Annotated in this window: 12 protein-coding genes and 1 pseudogene; 10 read left to right on the forward strand and 3 right to left on the reverse strand. The window is 65.2% G+C overall.

Going from position 1 to position 15,957, the window contains the following annotated elements; genetic code table 11:
• Window positions 1–46: 46 nt before the first annotated feature.
• The 3 genes from CH296_RS05580 to CH296_RS05590 all read right to left on the reverse strand — a co-directional run bounded on the left by CH296_RS05580 (window position 47) and on the right by CH296_RS05590 (window position 3,928).
• Window positions 47–1,285, reverse strand: coding sequence for a TniQ family protein (locus tag CH296_RS05580; RefSeq protein WP_256980345.1), 1,239 nt, complete (start codon window positions 1,283–1,285; stop codon window positions 47–49).
• Window positions 1,282–2,187: a TniB family NTP-binding protein gene (locus CH296_RS05585; protein WP_037106749.1), complete on the reverse strand. Its 906-nt coding sequence runs from the start codon at window positions 2,185–2,187 to the stop codon at window positions 1,282–1,284. The genes CH296_RS05580 and CH296_RS05585 overlap by 4 nt, the downstream gene beginning before the upstream one ends.
• Window positions 2,188–2,251: 64 nt before the next feature.
• Complete coding sequence (locus CH296_RS05590) at window positions 2,252–3,928, reverse strand: Mu transposase C-terminal domain-containing protein (RefSeq protein ID WP_037106687.1); 1,677 nt, start codon at window positions 3,926–3,928, stop codon at window positions 2,252–2,254.
• Window positions 3,929–4,242: 314 nt separating this feature from the next.
• Between CH296_RS05590 and CH296_RS29305 the strand changes: the two are divergent.
• The 10 genes and pseudogenes from CH296_RS29305 to CH296_RS05640 form a co-directional block, all read left to right on the forward strand.
• Window positions 4,243–4,539, forward strand: a pseudogene (locus tag CH296_RS29305) (MerR family transcriptional regulator); the annotation flags it as partial.
• Between the two features lie 96 nt (window positions 4,540–4,635).
• The gene (locus CH296_RS05595; RefSeq protein ID WP_032382620.1) at window positions 4,636–5,589 is read left to right on the forward strand and encodes an arsenic resistance protein; all 954 of its coding nucleotides are present in this window, start codon (window positions 4,636–4,638) and stop codon (window positions 5,587–5,589) included.
• Between the two features lie 76 nt (window positions 5,590–5,665).
• Window positions 5,666–6,046 (forward strand): helix-turn-helix transcriptional regulator, encoded by a 381-nt coding sequence (locus CH296_RS05600; protein ID WP_037106689.1) that lies wholly within the window; start codon window positions 5,666–5,668, stop codon window positions 6,044–6,046.
• On the forward strand, window positions 6,043–7,995 hold the full coding sequence (locus CH296_RS05605; protein ID WP_037106692.1) for a cation-translocating P-type ATPase: 1,953 nt from the start codon (window positions 6,043–6,045) through the stop codon (window positions 7,993–7,995). The genes CH296_RS05600 and CH296_RS05605 overlap by 4 nt, the downstream gene beginning before the upstream one ends.
• Entirely contained in the window at window positions 7,992–8,546 is a 555-nt protein-coding gene (locus CH296_RS05610) for a signal peptidase II (protein WP_032382562.1), read from the forward strand. Before CH296_RS05605 ends, CH296_RS05610 begins: the two co-directional genes overlap by 4 nt.
• Before the next feature lie 94 nt (window positions 8,547–8,640).
• Window positions 8,641–9,243: a cadmium resistance transporter gene (locus tag CH296_RS05615; RefSeq protein WP_032382621.1), complete on the forward strand. Its 603-nt coding sequence runs from the start codon at window positions 8,641–8,643 to the stop codon at window positions 9,241–9,243.
• A 317-nt stretch (window positions 9,244–9,560) separates the two neighbouring features.
• Complete coding sequence (locus tag CH296_RS05625; protein WP_241483655.1) at window positions 9,561–12,170, forward strand: AMP-binding protein; 2,610 nt, start codon at window positions 9,561–9,563, stop codon at window positions 12,168–12,170.
• Window positions 12,167–13,195, forward strand: a complete 1,029-nt coding sequence (locus CH296_RS05630) for an iron ABC transporter substrate-binding protein (RefSeq protein ID WP_037106694.1) — start codon at window positions 12,167–12,169, stop codon at window positions 13,193–13,195. Before CH296_RS05625 ends, CH296_RS05630 begins: the two co-directional genes overlap by 4 nt.
• Window positions 13,196–13,266: 71 nt before the next feature.
• Window positions 13,267–14,781, forward strand: a complete 1,515-nt coding sequence (locus CH296_RS05635) for an iron ABC transporter permease (RefSeq protein WP_080732884.1) — start codon at window positions 13,267–13,269, stop codon at window positions 14,779–14,781.
• Complete coding sequence (locus CH296_RS05640) at window positions 14,778–15,824, forward strand: ABC transporter ATP-binding protein (protein ID WP_037106697.1); 1,047 nt, start codon at window positions 14,778–14,780, stop codon at window positions 15,822–15,824. Before CH296_RS05635 ends, CH296_RS05640 begins: the two co-directional genes overlap by 4 nt.
• The last annotated feature ends 133 nt before the right edge of the window (window positions 15,825–15,957 follow it).

A 15,957-nucleotide genomic window follows, 5' to 3' on the forward strand; every position in this document is an offset into this window, starting at 1 on the left:
CGCCTGAAAGCCACCGTAAAGAAACGTGTGGAGATCACGCGCGCTTTCAGTCCCAGTCCAGCCGGATGCCGAGTTCGACGAAGGCAGAGGCCAATTCATCGACGTCGTCTTCGGTGCGGCACCCCGTTCGAGCGAATCCGAACAGAGATCGGGCGGCGTCGCTGTCGACGCGGGCGGCGGCGACAGCGGCATCGATCGCCGCAATCACACCGTCCCAAGCGCTGCGGGCCGGTACCGGACTGCGAGACCTCGTCGGAGCGGTCCCCGGATCGACCGGCTCGTGCGAACGTGGGCGCAGTAGAGCCGCATCAGCACCACCTGCGAATATCTCGTCGTTCTCGACCGCGATCATCGCGGTTGCGCCAGCGAGCATGACTGTCGACTGCTCGTTCCACCTCAGGTCCTCGAACGGAACCCACGCGGTCCGGAGAGGTCGAGAACAGCCGGTGGACTTCCAGATCGCGCTCAGTGGCTTCGCCCACCATCCAGTGCGGACCAGCGGTGTGGACACTTCGTCGACGACGGTGCGCAGCAGCCTGAACCACACTGCTGCATGAACACGGCCTCCGCCGAGCTCGACCGACCCGCTCGTCAACGCGGTGACGCTGCGTCTGTCGATTTCTGCGACGGCCGCCGCGACCGGTATCGGTGATGCGTGTTGGTCCGCGCCGGGCGGTGTCCTGTCCCAGAAAACCAGTCTGCCGGGCACCACAGCGCAGAATTCCAACCGGCAGAGGTGCTTCGTGCAACTGGTCAGTATCGGGTATTGGTGAGCCATCATGACCGCGATATCGGTGTCTGTGTCGAGGTCGTCGATACACAGGGGGCATGCCCGCGTAGTCAGCGTGCTCACCCAGGGAAGCCATGTGCCGGCAGGCGGTGTGCGTCGACGTCGATCTGCCATCGCCAGACCCGCCGGTAGTAGGACAGAGAACTGGTGGACGTAGGTGTCGAAGTCGCATTCGGTGAGGTCGATGCTGTCGAGGAGCCAGGGCGTGCAGCCCGCCAACGTCATCTCACGCAGCCGTTCCGCAGTAGAGGTGCTCCTCTGGGCGAGCGCGTTCAATATCGGCTCGGGTGTGTAGCGGTCCAGGTTCACGCCCGAAGTCTCGAGGCCGAGCCCGTCGAGGAGGTCCGCGGCGGTGATCGACGAATACTGTTCGCTGGTCCGGGCCAGCCACGACGTCAGAGTCTCACCAAGTAGTGGTTGCGGGTGCAGTGGCCACCGCGGATGCGCGCTGTGGTCGAGCGCCGTGTGCGCTGCAGGGGCATCGGCTGGTGTCATGCCAGGTGCCGTTCGAAGTGGCGGCGGCGTTCGGTGGGCCCGGAGTAGGCGGTTTGGGTCAACACCTGTGAGGTGATCGATTCCTCTCCGGCTTCTATTGCGGTCACTGCGGCCGCGGTCAACAGCGTGGCCAGTTCGCCGATGGTGCCCTCACACCGGGTGAGGAGGTAATCGGTCATCTCCGTCGATGTCAGGTGAGAGGGCGCACGCAACGGGAAGCTGGCGGTGAAGCTCGCCAGCAGGGAGCGGGTGTCGGTGTCGTTGGTCCAGATCGGCAGCGTCATGGGGCGAAAACGGTTTTCCAACTGTGCATCACTGCGGATCGCGAGGTACGCCTCTCGGGTACCGACTCCGACGAGAGGGATCCGTAGTTCGTTGCCCAGAAACCTCAACAGGTTCAGAAATTCTCGGCGCACGTTGTCGCGGCCGGCGAGAACATTGTGGAGCTCGTCGATGATCAGCATACGAACCCCGATTGCTCGCAGCAGCGTGACTGCTTGCTGTTCGAGTTCGTGAACGCGGCTCCGTGGCCGGGTCGGCGTTCCGAGGGCAGCGAGCATCGCGAGGTAGAACCGTGTGGGTGCCGGGTCAGGGGGCATCTGCATACACAACACCGGTATGTGCTCACGGTCGGGCAAGCTGACAGCGGGGTGCGCACGCCGGAACTTCTCGATGATCATCGACTTGCCGTTGTTCGTCTGTCCGATCAGTAGCAGGTTCGGCATTCGTTGCCGATCCGGCCATACCAGCAACGTCTCGAGGTGCTCGATCACCGACCGTGCACGCGGATACCCGATCCACCGTTCCGTACGAATGTGCCTGATGCGTTGCGCTGCAGGAAGACCCGCTATCGATCTGACCGAACTTCGCAGGTGGGTCAGATCCGCACTACCGGGGTCGATGTCCTGGCAGCTGCGGTCGTCGCCGTCTCCTGCGGGAGTGATTCGGGGGTCGTTGTTCACCGTTTCACCATTCTTCGATGTCGTCGAAGATCGGAACCGACACGTCGTCGGTGCCTGGGCCGAGCTCGGGCGGGCCCATCGCGTTCGGTGATGTCACGACGCTGCTCAGGTGCGCACGACGACTGCGGTTACGTCGAGCCCGTCTGGTGTCCTTCTGCGCCGATGTAGCGATCTCTCGCATCTTGTCGATCATCGAGAACAAGGCGTGTTCGTCGATATGTGCTCGGCCGTGTTCGCGCAGTCGTGTCACTGCTGCGCGATGCTCCCACAAGGTCACCGCTGGATGTGACATCGTCCGGTACGGCACCTCGATGTATCCGCCGCCGCTGTCGGGGTCCAGGACCCACACCCTGCTCAAATCTCGTGGGTCCCGCCGGATCGCAAACTGGCCCAAGGTCTCTCGTCGGGCGATCCACGGTTTCAGAGCGTTCGAGAAGTACTGGATGTGGTCGATGACGAACCCCGTCCGGGTCAGGCGACGGCGGATGACGGGAAGGAAGTCCACCAGGAATGTGGTCTCGTCAACCACCGTCGACGTCGACAAAGCGGTGCCGGTGCTGCTGGTCCACTGTGCAGCCGGACTCTGCCGCAGGCTGGCGTGCACCTCTGCGTGATACGCCGCGACCGCCAGGATCAGCCAGCGTTCCAGTTCTCGTAACGTCAACGCCGCCTTACTATCCGAGTCGTAGCTGCCCCGCTGGGTTGGGTTCGAGAATGTGGTTCCGGGGAGTTCGTGAACCTGAGTCATGACGGTGCCGATGATGCGTTCGACGATCCCGCCGTAATGCGGCCTGCCGGGTGGGCGGTAGCCGAGGTCGATTCCGTGTTGCTCGCAACCGCGTTGTAACGCTTCGCTTTTGAATTCGGAGGCGTTGTCGACGTACAGGCGGTGCGGCTTTCCGGCCATCGGCCATCGCACATCCGCACCGAGGCCCAGAGAGTCGATCCATACGCTTTTGTCCGAGCACACCCGGCCCAGACATAGCCCGACCGACACTGCGGACGGAGGATCGAGTGTCACCACGAAGCCTGGCACGCAGCGGCTGAAGACATCGATGGCAATCGTGAGGTAAGGACGTCCGATCGGTGCCCGGTCGTATTCGTCGACGATCATCAGATCAACCACGGTGTGATCGATCTGGACTTGCTGGAGAACGGCCGCCACCGGCGGCGGGACATCGCCCGCGGATTGCCGCGACCTGGCGGCGTCCGGTCCGCCACGTGAGCGTGCGACACGGCCTGGGTGCATTGCTGCGATCCGGGCATTGACTGTGTTGCGGGCTGGGATCGGGAGTCCGGCGCGGTGACAGGCCAGCGCGATACGCCGATGCAGTGCAGCGACACTGAGCTTTTGGCGAGCCAGGAATTCACGGTTGATGTGCTCGGTGATCACGTCTTCCACCTCGACCGGCACACGGGAGCGTCCACGTCCGCCTGCGGGCACGGAGACCAGCAGATCGGTAACCACCCCTTCCCCATTCCGGAGCCGGGACAACAGCACGTACACACGCCGGGCCGAGACCCCCAACTGTTCTGCTGCATCCTCGACCGCTGCGGCACCGACCGAGCCTCGATCCAACAGCCCGCTGAGCACCGCAAACCGCGACCGTGCCTGCTCCCACTGCTCGGCCGACGCGGTCAGCACACCCGCCTCTACGACGTCGAACTTGTCCGCATCCATCGCAGCCTCCGAACACCTAACCCAGGTGACCGATTGTGAAGCCCACTCCTGCACTCAGAATGTCAGAAGACGACTGCAATCAGAGGTGAAACCCCAGGAATTTATGACGCCCACTTCTGAAACTGACATCGGTTGATTGTCAGTTTCGGAAGACGAATGCACGGCGTCAGAAGTGGACTGCACTAATCGCATTTCATGGGTGCGCCGAGGTCGAGATTAACGTACGTCTCGAGGAGCTCGCGGGTCTGAGTGGAATCTGGTCGATGCCTCTGCCGACTTGCCTTCGAGCTGACTGGAACCTTTAGTTTGCGGTCATGTCTGCTCTGTTGATCTCGCAACTGTCCTCGGCGACGGGGGTGCCAGCGACGACGCTGCGCTTCTACGAGAGCGAGGGCCTGTTGCCAGCGGACCGAGCCCCGAACGGGTACCGGGTCTACGACGAACGAGCTCAGCAACGGTTGGCGTTCATCACCGCCGCGAAAAGCTTGAATCTGACGCTGCCGCAAATCAAGACGGTATTGCGGGCATGGGAGAACGACTCGTGCGCCGCGGTGAAGTCCGGGCTGCGGCCGGCGCTGCGCGAGCACATCGCCCGGGCGGAGGAGTCGATCGCACAGCTGACCGTGCGACCAGCAGTGCAGTTGGTTGGCGTCGACGGTGACCGCACCCGTGGACGCGTCGTGACCGGGTCGCTGCGGGCCTCGGCGGTGGAGTGGTGGGACACCCACCAGATCGGCCTGTATCTGCTTGCGCTTGCAACCGGCGCAGCAGTGGGGTCGGCCTTCCCTTCCTCGGCGTCGGCGTTCGAGCACGCCATCAACCCGGTACTGATCGTGCTGCTCTACGCGACGTTCCTCGCTGTGCCGTTCGCCGCGATCGGCCGGTCGCTGCGTGACGCGCGGTTCACCACCGCTGTGGTCGTCCTGAACTTCCTGGCCGTCCCGATCGTCGTGTTCGCCCTGACCCGCATCGTCGCCGGGAACGAGGCAGTGCTGGTGCTGGTCGGGGTGGTGTTGGTGTTGCTCGCCCCGTGCATCGACTACGTCATCGTCTTCAGCGGACTGGCCGGGGCCGCATCGGAGCGTCTGCTCGCCGGGGCACCGATGTTGATGTTGTTGCAGATCGTCCTGTTGCCGTTGTGGCTGTGGTTGTTCGTCGGGGCAGAGACGGTGTCGATCATCGACATTGCCCCGTTCGTGGAAGCGTTCGTCCTGCTCATCGTGCTCCCGTTGGCGCTGGCGGCGGCGACGCAGTGGTGGGCGAGTCGCCGTACCGGCGGTGAGCGGTTGATGGAGGCAGTGGCAGCGGCGATGGTGCCTGTGATGATGCTCACGCTCGCGGTCGTCGTCGCCTCTCAGATCGATGCCGTCCGCAGCCGTATCGATCAACTCGCTGCTGCCGCAGCGATCTTCGTGGCGTTTTTGATCGTGATGGCGTTCGTCGGGGTAGGTGTCGGAAGGTTGTTTCGTCAAGACATGCCGGCGACGCGGGCGTTGGTGTTCTCCGGCGCCACCCGTAATTCGTTGGTCGTGCTGCCCCTCGCTCTGGCGCTGCCGCCGGCGCTGAGCCTGGCCGCCGTGGTGGTCGTGACGCAGACTTTGGTCGAGCTGATCGGAATGGTGCTTTACGTCCGGTACGTACCACGCATGGTGGCCGGCTGACCACCACCGCCGCGGCCAGTCGGCGAAATGATCGCCGAGAACCGATCACACCTTCAAATGCTGTTATCATCGCCGAATGACGATCAATAAGGATGGGTGCCTGCTCGGCGATACCACCTCGACTCTCGATGCAGCAGTGTCGTTGTTCCACAGCCTCTCCGATGCCACCCGGTTGGCGATCGTCCGCCGTCTCGCCGGCGGGGAGGTGCGTGTAGCAGACCTGGTGAGCGAGCTGGGTCTCGCTCAATCGACGGTATCGGCGCACATGGCGTGCCTGCGGGACTGCGGTCTGGTCATCGGTCGCCCTCAAGGCCGGCAGGTCTTCTACTCGCTCGACCGGCCGGAACTGCTGGATCTGCTCGCCTCGGCCGAAACCCTCCTCGCCGCCACCGGGAACGCGGTGGCGTTGTGCCCGAACTACGGCACCGAGTCCGCCGGGCCGGCGGTGATCGCATGAGCGACGCATGCGGCTGCGGCCATGACGAACCTCGCCCGGACGGCGACGAGCACGAACCCGACAAACTGTGGCAGATCACCGAGATCCGCGCCGCCGCGCTGGCCGGTGTTCTGCTGGCGGCAGGCCTGATCGTCGGCTGGACCGGCGGACCCGATCGCGTCACCCTGGTACTCGCATCGCTCGCGTTGATTGTCGCCGGTTACACCTTCGTCCCGTCGACACTCCAGCGGCTCGCGCGCGGCAAGATCGGCGTCGGCACCCTGATGACCATCGCGGCGGTGGGCGCCGTGATCCTGGGTGAGGTCGGCGAAGCCGCAATGCTCGCGTTCTTGTTCGCGATCAGCGAGGGCCTCGAGGAGTACGCGGTCGCCCGCACACGGCGAGGTCTACGGGCACTGTTGTCCCTGGTTCCCGACACCGCCACAGTCCGACGAGACGGCCTCGAGCAGGCGGTGTCACCGACCGAGTTGATGCTCGGGGAGATGATGATCGTCAAGCCCGGCGAACGCATCGCCACCGACGGCACCATCCGCCGCGGCACCACCGCACTCGACACCTCGGCGATCACCGGCGAATCGATGCCCGTCGAGGCCGGGCCCGGCGACGACGTGTACGCCGGGGCCATCAACGGAACCGGCGTTCTCGAGGTCGAGGTCTCCGCACGTGCCGAGGACAACTCGCTGGCCAAGATCGTCCGGATCGTCGAGGCCGAGCAGTCCCGCAAGGGCGAGGCGCAGCGGTTGGCCGACACGATCGCCAAGCCCCTGGTGCCGGCAATCATGGTCGCCGCCGCCCTCATCGCCGCCGTGGGCAGCCTGCTCGGCGAACCACGGGTATGGATCGAACGCGCACTGGTCGTCCTCGTCGCCGCCTCACCGTGCGCACTGGCCATCGCCGTCCCGGTCACCGTCGTCGCGGCGATCGGCGCCGCCAGCAAACTCGGCGTCCTGGTCAAGGGCGGCGCAGCCCTCGAAGCGCTGGGCCGAATCCGCGCGATCGCGCTCGACAAGACCGGCACCTTGACCCGCAACAAGCCGGTCGTCATCGACGTCGCCACCGCCCACGGTGCGACCCGCGAACAGGTCCTCGTAGTGGCCGCAGCGCTGGAAGTACGCAGCGAGCATCCCTTGGCCGCGGCGATCCTCGCCGCCGTCGACGACCACACTCCCGCCGACGACGTCGTCGCAGTCACCGGAGCCGGCCTCACCGGCCGCTTCCGCGGCACCGACATCCGACTCGGGCGGCCCGGGTGGATCGACCCCGGCCCGCTGGCAGCGGACGTGGAACGAATGCAGCACGCCGGAGCCACCGCCGTCCTTATCGAGCGGGACGGCCGCACCCTCGGCGCGATCGGGGTCCGCGACGAACTCCGACCCGAAGCGGCAGGGGTCGTCGCCGGTCTCCGCCGCGACGGCTACCACGTCGCGATGCTGACCGGGGACAACGAACGCACCGCACGGGCTCTGGCCGCCGACGTCGGCATCACGGAGGTGCACGCGGATCTGCGACCGGAGGACAAAGCACGCATCATCGGCGACCTCAAGCTCCGACGGTCCACTGCGATGGTCGGCGACGGCGTCAACGACGCCCCCGCACTGGCCACCGCCGACCTCGGAATCGCCATGGGCGCCATGGGCACCGACGTGGCCATCGAGACCGCCGACGTCGCCCTGATGGGTGAGGACCTGCGGCACCTACCGCACGCCTTGGCCCACGCCCGCCGATCTCGGCGCATCATGCTGCAGAACGTCGGACTGTCGCTGGCGATCATCACCGTGCTGATGCCGCTCGCCCTGTTCGGAATCCTCGGCCTGGCCGCAGTGGTGCTGGTGCACGAACTCGCCGAGATCGTGGTCATCGCCAACGGAGTCCGCGCCGGCCGCACCCACCCCCTGACCGCCGCAGCGGTGCCCGCCCAGACCTCGACCGCGGTCGAGGCCCGAACATGAGCCCGATCCCCACCTGGGGCCCGGCAGGCTCGACGCCGGGCGTTCCGGCCAGGGTCGGCTCAGCGGCTCGGTCCCGCTGGACCCTGACGATCGTCGTCGCTGTCCTCCTTGCGGCTGCACTCGCGGCCGACCCCGTCGCCCGCCGCGCACTCTCCGCCGGCCGCGTCGTCGAACTGGGGCCACTGCAGCTCGAGCTCGCCTACAACAGCGGTGTCGCCTTCAGCGTCGGGAACGGGCTGCCGCCGTGGGTGCTCATCGCGGTCACCGCCACCATCACCGCCGCCATCGCCGTGTACGCGTGGCGCACCGTCCCCACCGGCTCACTGACCGGGACGGTGGGGCTGTCGGCGGTCGTCGCCGGAGCGGCCGCCAACGTCATCGACCGCGCTGCCGACGGCCGCGTGACGGACTACTTCCACACCGGATGGTGGCCCACCTTCAACCTCGCCGACACCTACCTCACATGCGGGGTCGTCCTGGTCGTCCTCGCCTCGCTCCGGGAGGGCCGAACCAGCGTCGATCCCACGGGCACGGAGCAACGATCCGGATGACTGCTTCCCGACCTGGAATCCGATCGAACTCCATGACGGTCGCGTGCGGAACCGGGGACGTCCGGTCACCTCATCGCCGACGCCCGGTGCGGCAGTGATCACCACCATCGCCGCGGCAGTGGCGATGTTCGCCGGCACCAACATCGACGACATCGTCGTGCTGACGGTGCTGTTCGTCGCCTCCGCGAGCCAGGGTAGGCCGCGGGTGTGGCAGATCGTCGCCGGCCAATACCTCGGCCTGATCACCCTCGTCGCGACCAGCGTCGTCGCCGCCCTGGGACTGGTGATCGTGCCGCAAGAATGGGTCGGGCTACTCGGTGTGCTGCCCCTGTCGCTGGGATTCTGGACGCTGATCCGCTGGCTGCGCAGCGACCACGAGGACGAACCCCCGGTGGCTGCCACCGGAATGGCAGGCGTTGCTGCCATCACCATCGCCAACGGTGCCGACAACATCGCCGTCTACACCCCAGTCTTTCGGACGCTCGGTCCACCACAGACCGCAGTCACCATCGCCGTGTTCCTGATCTGCGTCGGGATCTGGTGCTACGCCGGCAGGCTACTGGGCACTCGCAGGAAGGTCGTCGACACTCTCGAACGGGTCGAGCACTGGCTCGTCCCAGCGGTGTTCATCGGCTTGGGTCTGTTCATCCTCCTCGAATCCGGAGTTCTCGCCCGGCTGATCGCCGCCGCGTCATGACCGACACCCGCTCGCGCGCAGCCTGCCGAACCACGACAGCCCGACTCGGATCGAATCCCGCAACCGCCCCGGTGTTGCCCCCTCCATGCCATCGATCGTGCGTGAGGGTGAGAAGAGGGCGTCGCATCGATCCTCGGTCGATCCGTCGGCGATCTTCGGATCGACCGCCGAGCAGGCGTTGCTGACCCCGATCATCTGTGTCCGTGCGGTCCGTGCGGTGTGCGGACAGACGACGCCACGCTCGTCCGCGGGCGGCGGAGTCGTAGTCGTAGTCGTTGCCGGAAGGTTAGGTTCGGCAGCCCTTATAGACTCGCTCGGTGCCCAGAGACTTCAGCCGCCCGAAACGCCCCGGTGTGCGCTTCGTGCACGATGTGGGCAGGTTCGGTCATGCACCGGGTCTGATATCGGTGGACGAGACGATCACCTACCGCGACCTGGACGAGCGCATCGACCGACAGGCGGCCAGACTTGGACACGACCGTCGTCTGGTACTGATCGCCGGCACCAACGATGTCGAGGTCATCGTCACCTACCTCGCGGCGCTGCGTGCAGGACACCCCGTACTGCTGGCCTCGGGGGACAACCCTGACCGTCTCGACGGGCTCATCGACACGTATCGGCCCGATGTGGTGGTGCGCACCCTCGACGGCAACACGGTCGTCGAGGAACTCGATCGACAATCCAGACATGAGCTGCACCCGGATCTCGCGTTGCTGCTGTGCACCTCGGGTTCGACCGGATCACCCAAACTCGTCCGTCTCTCGCACGACAACGTGCAGGCCAACGCCGAGTCGATAGCAGAATATCTCGACATCCGCCCCACCGACCGTGCCGTGACCACGCTACCCATGCACTACTGCTATGGGCTTTCGGTCGTCCACAGCCATCTCCTGCGCGGTGCCGCCTTGATTCTGACCAACTCCTCGGTCACAGATACTCGACTGTGGGACCTTGCGCGCACCCACCGCGCTTCCACCTTTGCGGGTGTGCCGTACAGCTTCGATCTGCTCGACCGTATCGGGTTCGACCAGCTGAATCTTCCCGACCTGCGTTACGTCACGCAGGCCGGCGGAAAGCTGTCACCCGATCGCGTCCGGACGTACGCCGAGCTGGGCCGACGTCAGGGGTGGGACTTGTTCGTCATGTACGGGCAAACAGAGGCGACCGCCCGAATGGCCTATCTGCCACCGGATCTTGCCGCCACCCATCCGCATACCGTCGGACGGCCCATTCCCGGCGGGTCCTTCCGGATCGAGCCGGTCGCGGATGCCCCGGACGGGACGGGCGAGCTCATCTATTCGGGGCCGAACGTCATGCTCGGCTACGCACACGACCCTGACGACTTGCGCCTGGGTGACACGCTCACCGGCGAGCTGCGAACAGGCGACCTGGCCCGGCGAACGGCCGATGGACTGTACGAAGTGGTCGGCCGACGCAGCCGTTTCGCGAAGGTGTTCGGTTTACGTATCGATCTGCACCGCGTCGAGTCCGCGCTCGCACACCTGGGATTGACCGTGTGCTGCACCGACGGCACGGACGAACTCGTCGTCGTCGCGGAGAACGCCGACGTCGACGACGTGCGACGCTTGACAGCACAGTTCAGCGGCCTTCCCGCAACAGCAGTTCGGGTGTGTGTCGTCGATGAGCTGCCGCGCACCTCCACCGGCAAACCCGATGCGCGAGCGGTCGCGGAACTCGCAGGCAAGCCCGGCCCTGTTCAGCCCACCTCGACGACGACAAAGCCCGAGACCACCGATGTCAAAGCGATGTATGCCGAGATCCTGCATCACGCAAGGGTCGACGACGACAGCACGTTCGTGAGCTTGGGCGGTGACTCTTTGTCGTATGTGCGGATGTCTATTCGGCTGGAGGAGCTGCTCGGTCACCTCCCGGCGGACTGGCACAACACCCGAGTCGTGGACTTCGTTCAGGCACCGCGCCTACGCCGCGGCTGGCGACAGGTGGAGACCAACGTTGTGCTGCGCGCCCTTGCGATCGTTCTGATCACCGGATCGCACATACACCTGTTTTCGGTGCTCGGCGGGGCGCACGTGCTTCTCGGAATCGCCGGCTACAACTTCGCCCGCTTCCACCTCGGCACGGTCGATCGCACCGCCCGCGCACGCAATGCTGTGCGCAGCGTCGCTCGGATCGCCATCCCCAGCATGGTGTGGATCGGGGCCATCATCGCTCTGACCGGGGACTACCGCATCACCAGTGCATTGCTGCTCAACGGAATCTTCGGCCCGGACGGTTGGTCTGTCGAATGGCGATACTGGTTCGTCGAGGCGATTGTGTACATCGTCCTCCTAGCCGCCGCTGTGCTCTATGTTCCGGCGGTCGCACGTCTCGAACGCAGTCACCCGTTCTGGTTCCCGATGGGATTGGTGGCATTGGGCCTGGTTACCCGCTACGGATTGATCGAGATCGACGACAGCCGCAATCGCATTCTGACCGCGGCGGTTGTCTTCTGGTTGTTCGCCCTCGGCTGGGCCGCCGCCCGGGCGCAGACCGTGTGGCATCGAGTGGGGGTCACCGCGGCAATCGTGCTATCGATCCCCGGGTTCTTCTTCGGCGACACCCAGCGAGAAGTCATCGTGATTGCCGGGCTTTGCCTGCTGGTGTGGCTCACATCCGTCCCGTGCCCCGCAGTTGTGGGCCGAGTTGCGGGGGTTCTGGCAAGCGCGTCACTCTACATCTACCTGACCCAGTTTCAGGTCTATCTACCGCTGCGCGACGACCATCCCTGGACAGCATTCGCCCTGTCGATCGTCGTGGGGATTGTCTACTGGCAGGCCGCGACCTTCGTGCTCTCGCGCCTACCGTGGAGCGGGACAGGGCCGGGCATTAGGTTTGCCAATCCTCTAAGTACCATGGCGGCGGGGACGACCGGAAGTGGTCCGGTAAATGCAAAGGACGGACGATGAGCAAGCGGATCGAACTGATGGCGGGCCTCGCACTGGCGACCGCAGCACTGTTGACGGTGTCGGGGTGTTCGAGCGCTGAGTCCGACCCGGGCGGGGACAACCGCATCACCGTCTACAACGCCCAACACGAGTCGCTGACGAAAGAATGGGCCGACGCGTTCACCGCGGAGACCGGCATCGAGGTCGACCTGCGCCAAGGGAGCGATACCGAACTCGGCAACCAACTCGTAGCGGAGGGTGACCGATCGCCAGCGGATGTGTTCCTCACCGAGAACTCCCCGGCTATGACGCTCGTCGAGAACGCGGGCCTGTTCACCGACGTCGACCAGGCCGTGCTGGCCCAGGTTCCGAGCCAATACCGCCCGTCGAACGGCAAGTGGACGGGTATCGCCGCCCGCTCGACCGTGTTCGCCTACAACACGGACATGCTGACCCCCGATCAGCTCCCGGCCTCACTCCTGGACCTGCAGGACCCCGCCTGGAAGGACCGCTGGGCAGCATCGCCGTCGGGAGCCGATTTCCAAGCCATCGTCAGTGCGCTGCTCGAGTTGAAAGGCGAGGACGCCACACGCACCTGGTTGGAGGGGATGAAGAACAACGTCCGCGCCTACAACGGCAACGGCACGGTGATGAAAGCCGTCAACGCCGGAGAAATCCCCGGCGGCGTGATCTACCACTACTACTGGTTCGGCGATCAAGCCAAGACCGGCGAGAACAGCAGCAACGTCGCACTGCACTACTTCAAGAACGAAGACCCCGGTGCCTTCGTCAGCGTCTCCGGCGGTGGCGTCCTACAATCCAGCGCGAAACAAGATGCAGCACAGAAATTCCTCGCGTTCGTCACCGGACCGAAAGGCCAGGAAATCCTCGAGGACGGAACGTCGTTCGAGTACTCGGTGGGCAGCGGAGTGCCGGCCAACGCGGATCTGGTTCCCCTGACCGAACTGCAGGCACCGCAGGTGGACCCGGCCACGCTCAACAGCCCGAAAGTCACCGAACTCATGACCGAAGCCGGTTTGCTCTGATTCCAACGACGAACGGCCGAGAACAACGGGGGCCGACCGACAGGCTGCGTCGCCACGCAGGCCGGTCGCGTATGCCCTTGCCACTGGCTGTCACCGCAGTGATTGTCGTGGGGATCTCGCTCATCCCACTCGGATACGTGATCGTGGAGAGCGCGGACACCGGCTGGGCCACCGCGTCGGCGCTGCTGTTCCGGTCGCGGGTCCGCGAACTATTGGTCAACACCGTGATGTTGATAGTGATCACCGTGCCCATCTGTGTCGCAATCGGCGTCGCGGCCGCTTGGTTGGTCGAGCGCACACGAGTATTCGCAGCGAAGGTGTGGGCGGTATTACTCGCCGCGCCGCTGGCTGTCCCGGCGTTCGTGAACAGCTACTCGTGGGTGACGACGATCCCTTCCCTCGGCGGGCTGCGCGGCGGCGTTCTGATTGCGACGCTCTCCTATTTTCCTCTCGTCTACATTCCCGTGGCCGCGACGCTTCGCAGGCTCGACCCCGCGGTCGAGGAATCGGCGCGAGGACTCGGAATCGGACCGTGGGCAGTGTTCTTTCGCGTCGTGGTGCCGCAGCTGCGGCTGGCAATCGCCGGCGGCGCGCTTCTGGTCGCGTTGCACCTACTCGCCGAATACGGTGCCTTCGTCTTCATCCGATTCGACACCTTCACGACAGCGATTTTCGAGCAGTATCAATCGACGTTCAACGGAACTGCGGCCACTATGCTCGCCGGGGTTCTGGTATTGCTGTGCCTCACGCTGTTGGTGATCGAAGCGGCTGTGCGCGGCAGTGCCAGGTATGCCCGCATCGGCTCGGGTGCAGCCCGCCCGGCCGTGCCTGCAGAACTCGGTTGGCAGTACTCGCCGATCGCGCTCGTCTTCCTGGGGATGTTGATCGCACTGTCTCTCGGAGTCCCGATCGCCAGTGTTGCGCGGTGGCTTGTCATCGGCGGCAGCGCGGTGTGGGAATGGGACGAGGTCTCTTCCGCGCTGCTGCAGACGCTCGGGTTCGGAATTGCCGGTGCGGTCATCACGTGTGCACTCGCGTTCCCGGTCGCGTGGATCTCGATTCGCCACCGCGGACGGTTCAGCCGTGTCCTCGAGGGCGGCACCTACATCTCGAGTTCGTTGCCCGGCATCGTGGTTGCGCTGGCGTTCGTCACCACCGCCATTCGGTACGCACATCCGCTGTATCAAACAGTTGTCGTCGTGATCGCGGCCTACGCAGTGCTCTTCCTGCCACGCGCATTGGTCAATCTGCGGGCGGGGCTCGCGCAGGCACCCGTCGGTTTGGACGAGGCGGCTCGGTCACTGGGTCTGTCACCGCTGTCGAGCTTCTTTCGGGTGACTCTCAGATTGGCTGCGCCGGCCACCGCAGCGGGCTGTGCCTTGGTGTTCTTGGGGATCGTGAACGAGTTGACCGCGACATTGCTGCTGGCACCGACCGGAACCCGCACTCTCTCGATGCAGTTCTGGTCGCTGAGCAGCGAGATCGACTACTCGGGTGCCGCTCCGTACGCGTTGATCATGATCGTGCTGTCGCTGCCCATGACCTACGTTCTCTTCTCCCAGTCGAAAAAGGCGGCAGGACTATGACATACGCGTTGGAAGTGGATGGGCTGGACAAGTCGTTCGGTCCTGTGACGGTGCTACGTCGAGTTGAATTCGCTGTCGAGGCCGGGTCGACCACAGCCATCGTCGGACCGTCCGGCTGCGGTAAGACGACGCTGCTACGTCTGATCGCGGGCTTCGACAATCCCGACGCAGGCACTATCGCACTGACCGGGAAGATCGTCGCGGGAGCCGACTGGACGCCTCCGCACCGAAGGTCCATCGGGTACGTCGCCCAGGACGGGGCCCTGTTCCCACACGCCACGGTCGGCGCGAACATCGGATTCGGCCTACCACGCCGTGCCCGCACCTTCTCGAAGATCACCGAACTGCTCGAGACGGTGTCACTGGATTCGTCCTACGCCTCACGTCGACCCGACCAGCTCTCCGGCGGCCAGCAGCAACGAGTCGCGCTCGCACGGGCGCTGGCACGTGAACCCGACTTGATGCTGCTCGACGAACCGTTCTCGGCACTCGACGCCGGCTTGCGGGCGAACACTCGACGGATCGTCGCCGACGTCCTCGCCAAGGCCGGGATCACCACCATCCTCGTCACCCACGACCAACCCGAAGCCCTGTCGTTCGCCGACCGAGTTGCGGTGATGAGCTCGGGCAGGCTCGCACAGATCGGCACACCCCGCGAAATCTATTCCCGCCCTGTCGATGTCACCACCGCGGAATTCATCGGCGACGCAGTGATCTTGCCCGCCCACATCGAGAACGGCCGCGCCCGCTGCACCCTCGGCGACGTCGACATCGCCCCATCCCCCAACGCCATCGAAGGCACAGCCCGAATCATGCTGCGGCCGGAGCAAATCGAGGTGGCACCCGACGGCATGGGGGCATCAGGGGCCGTCGTCGACGTGGAATACTTCGGGTCGGAGATGCTGCTCGGGATCCGCCTCGACGCCGCGAACACCACTATGGCCCAGCGGGTCACCGTACGTCGCTTCGGCACCACAGCCCTGACCCCCGGCGACAGGGTCGCCATCCGCGTCATCGGTGACGCCGTCGCGTACGACCTGTGAGGGTGCTACCCGGTGTGAGACTGCCCCGCGCGTCCCGCTCGATCATGCGACCGATGCGAACAATGCGTAGGTAGTGGGCGGACTTGCATCCCGGACCGAGGCAACGCCCCGATGCATTCCCCCCTCTCGACCC

Source organism: Rhodococcus sp. 14-2496-1d (genome assembly GCF_002259365.1).
GTDB lineage: Bacteria > Actinomycetota > Actinomycetes > Mycobacteriales > Mycobacteriaceae > Rhodococcoides.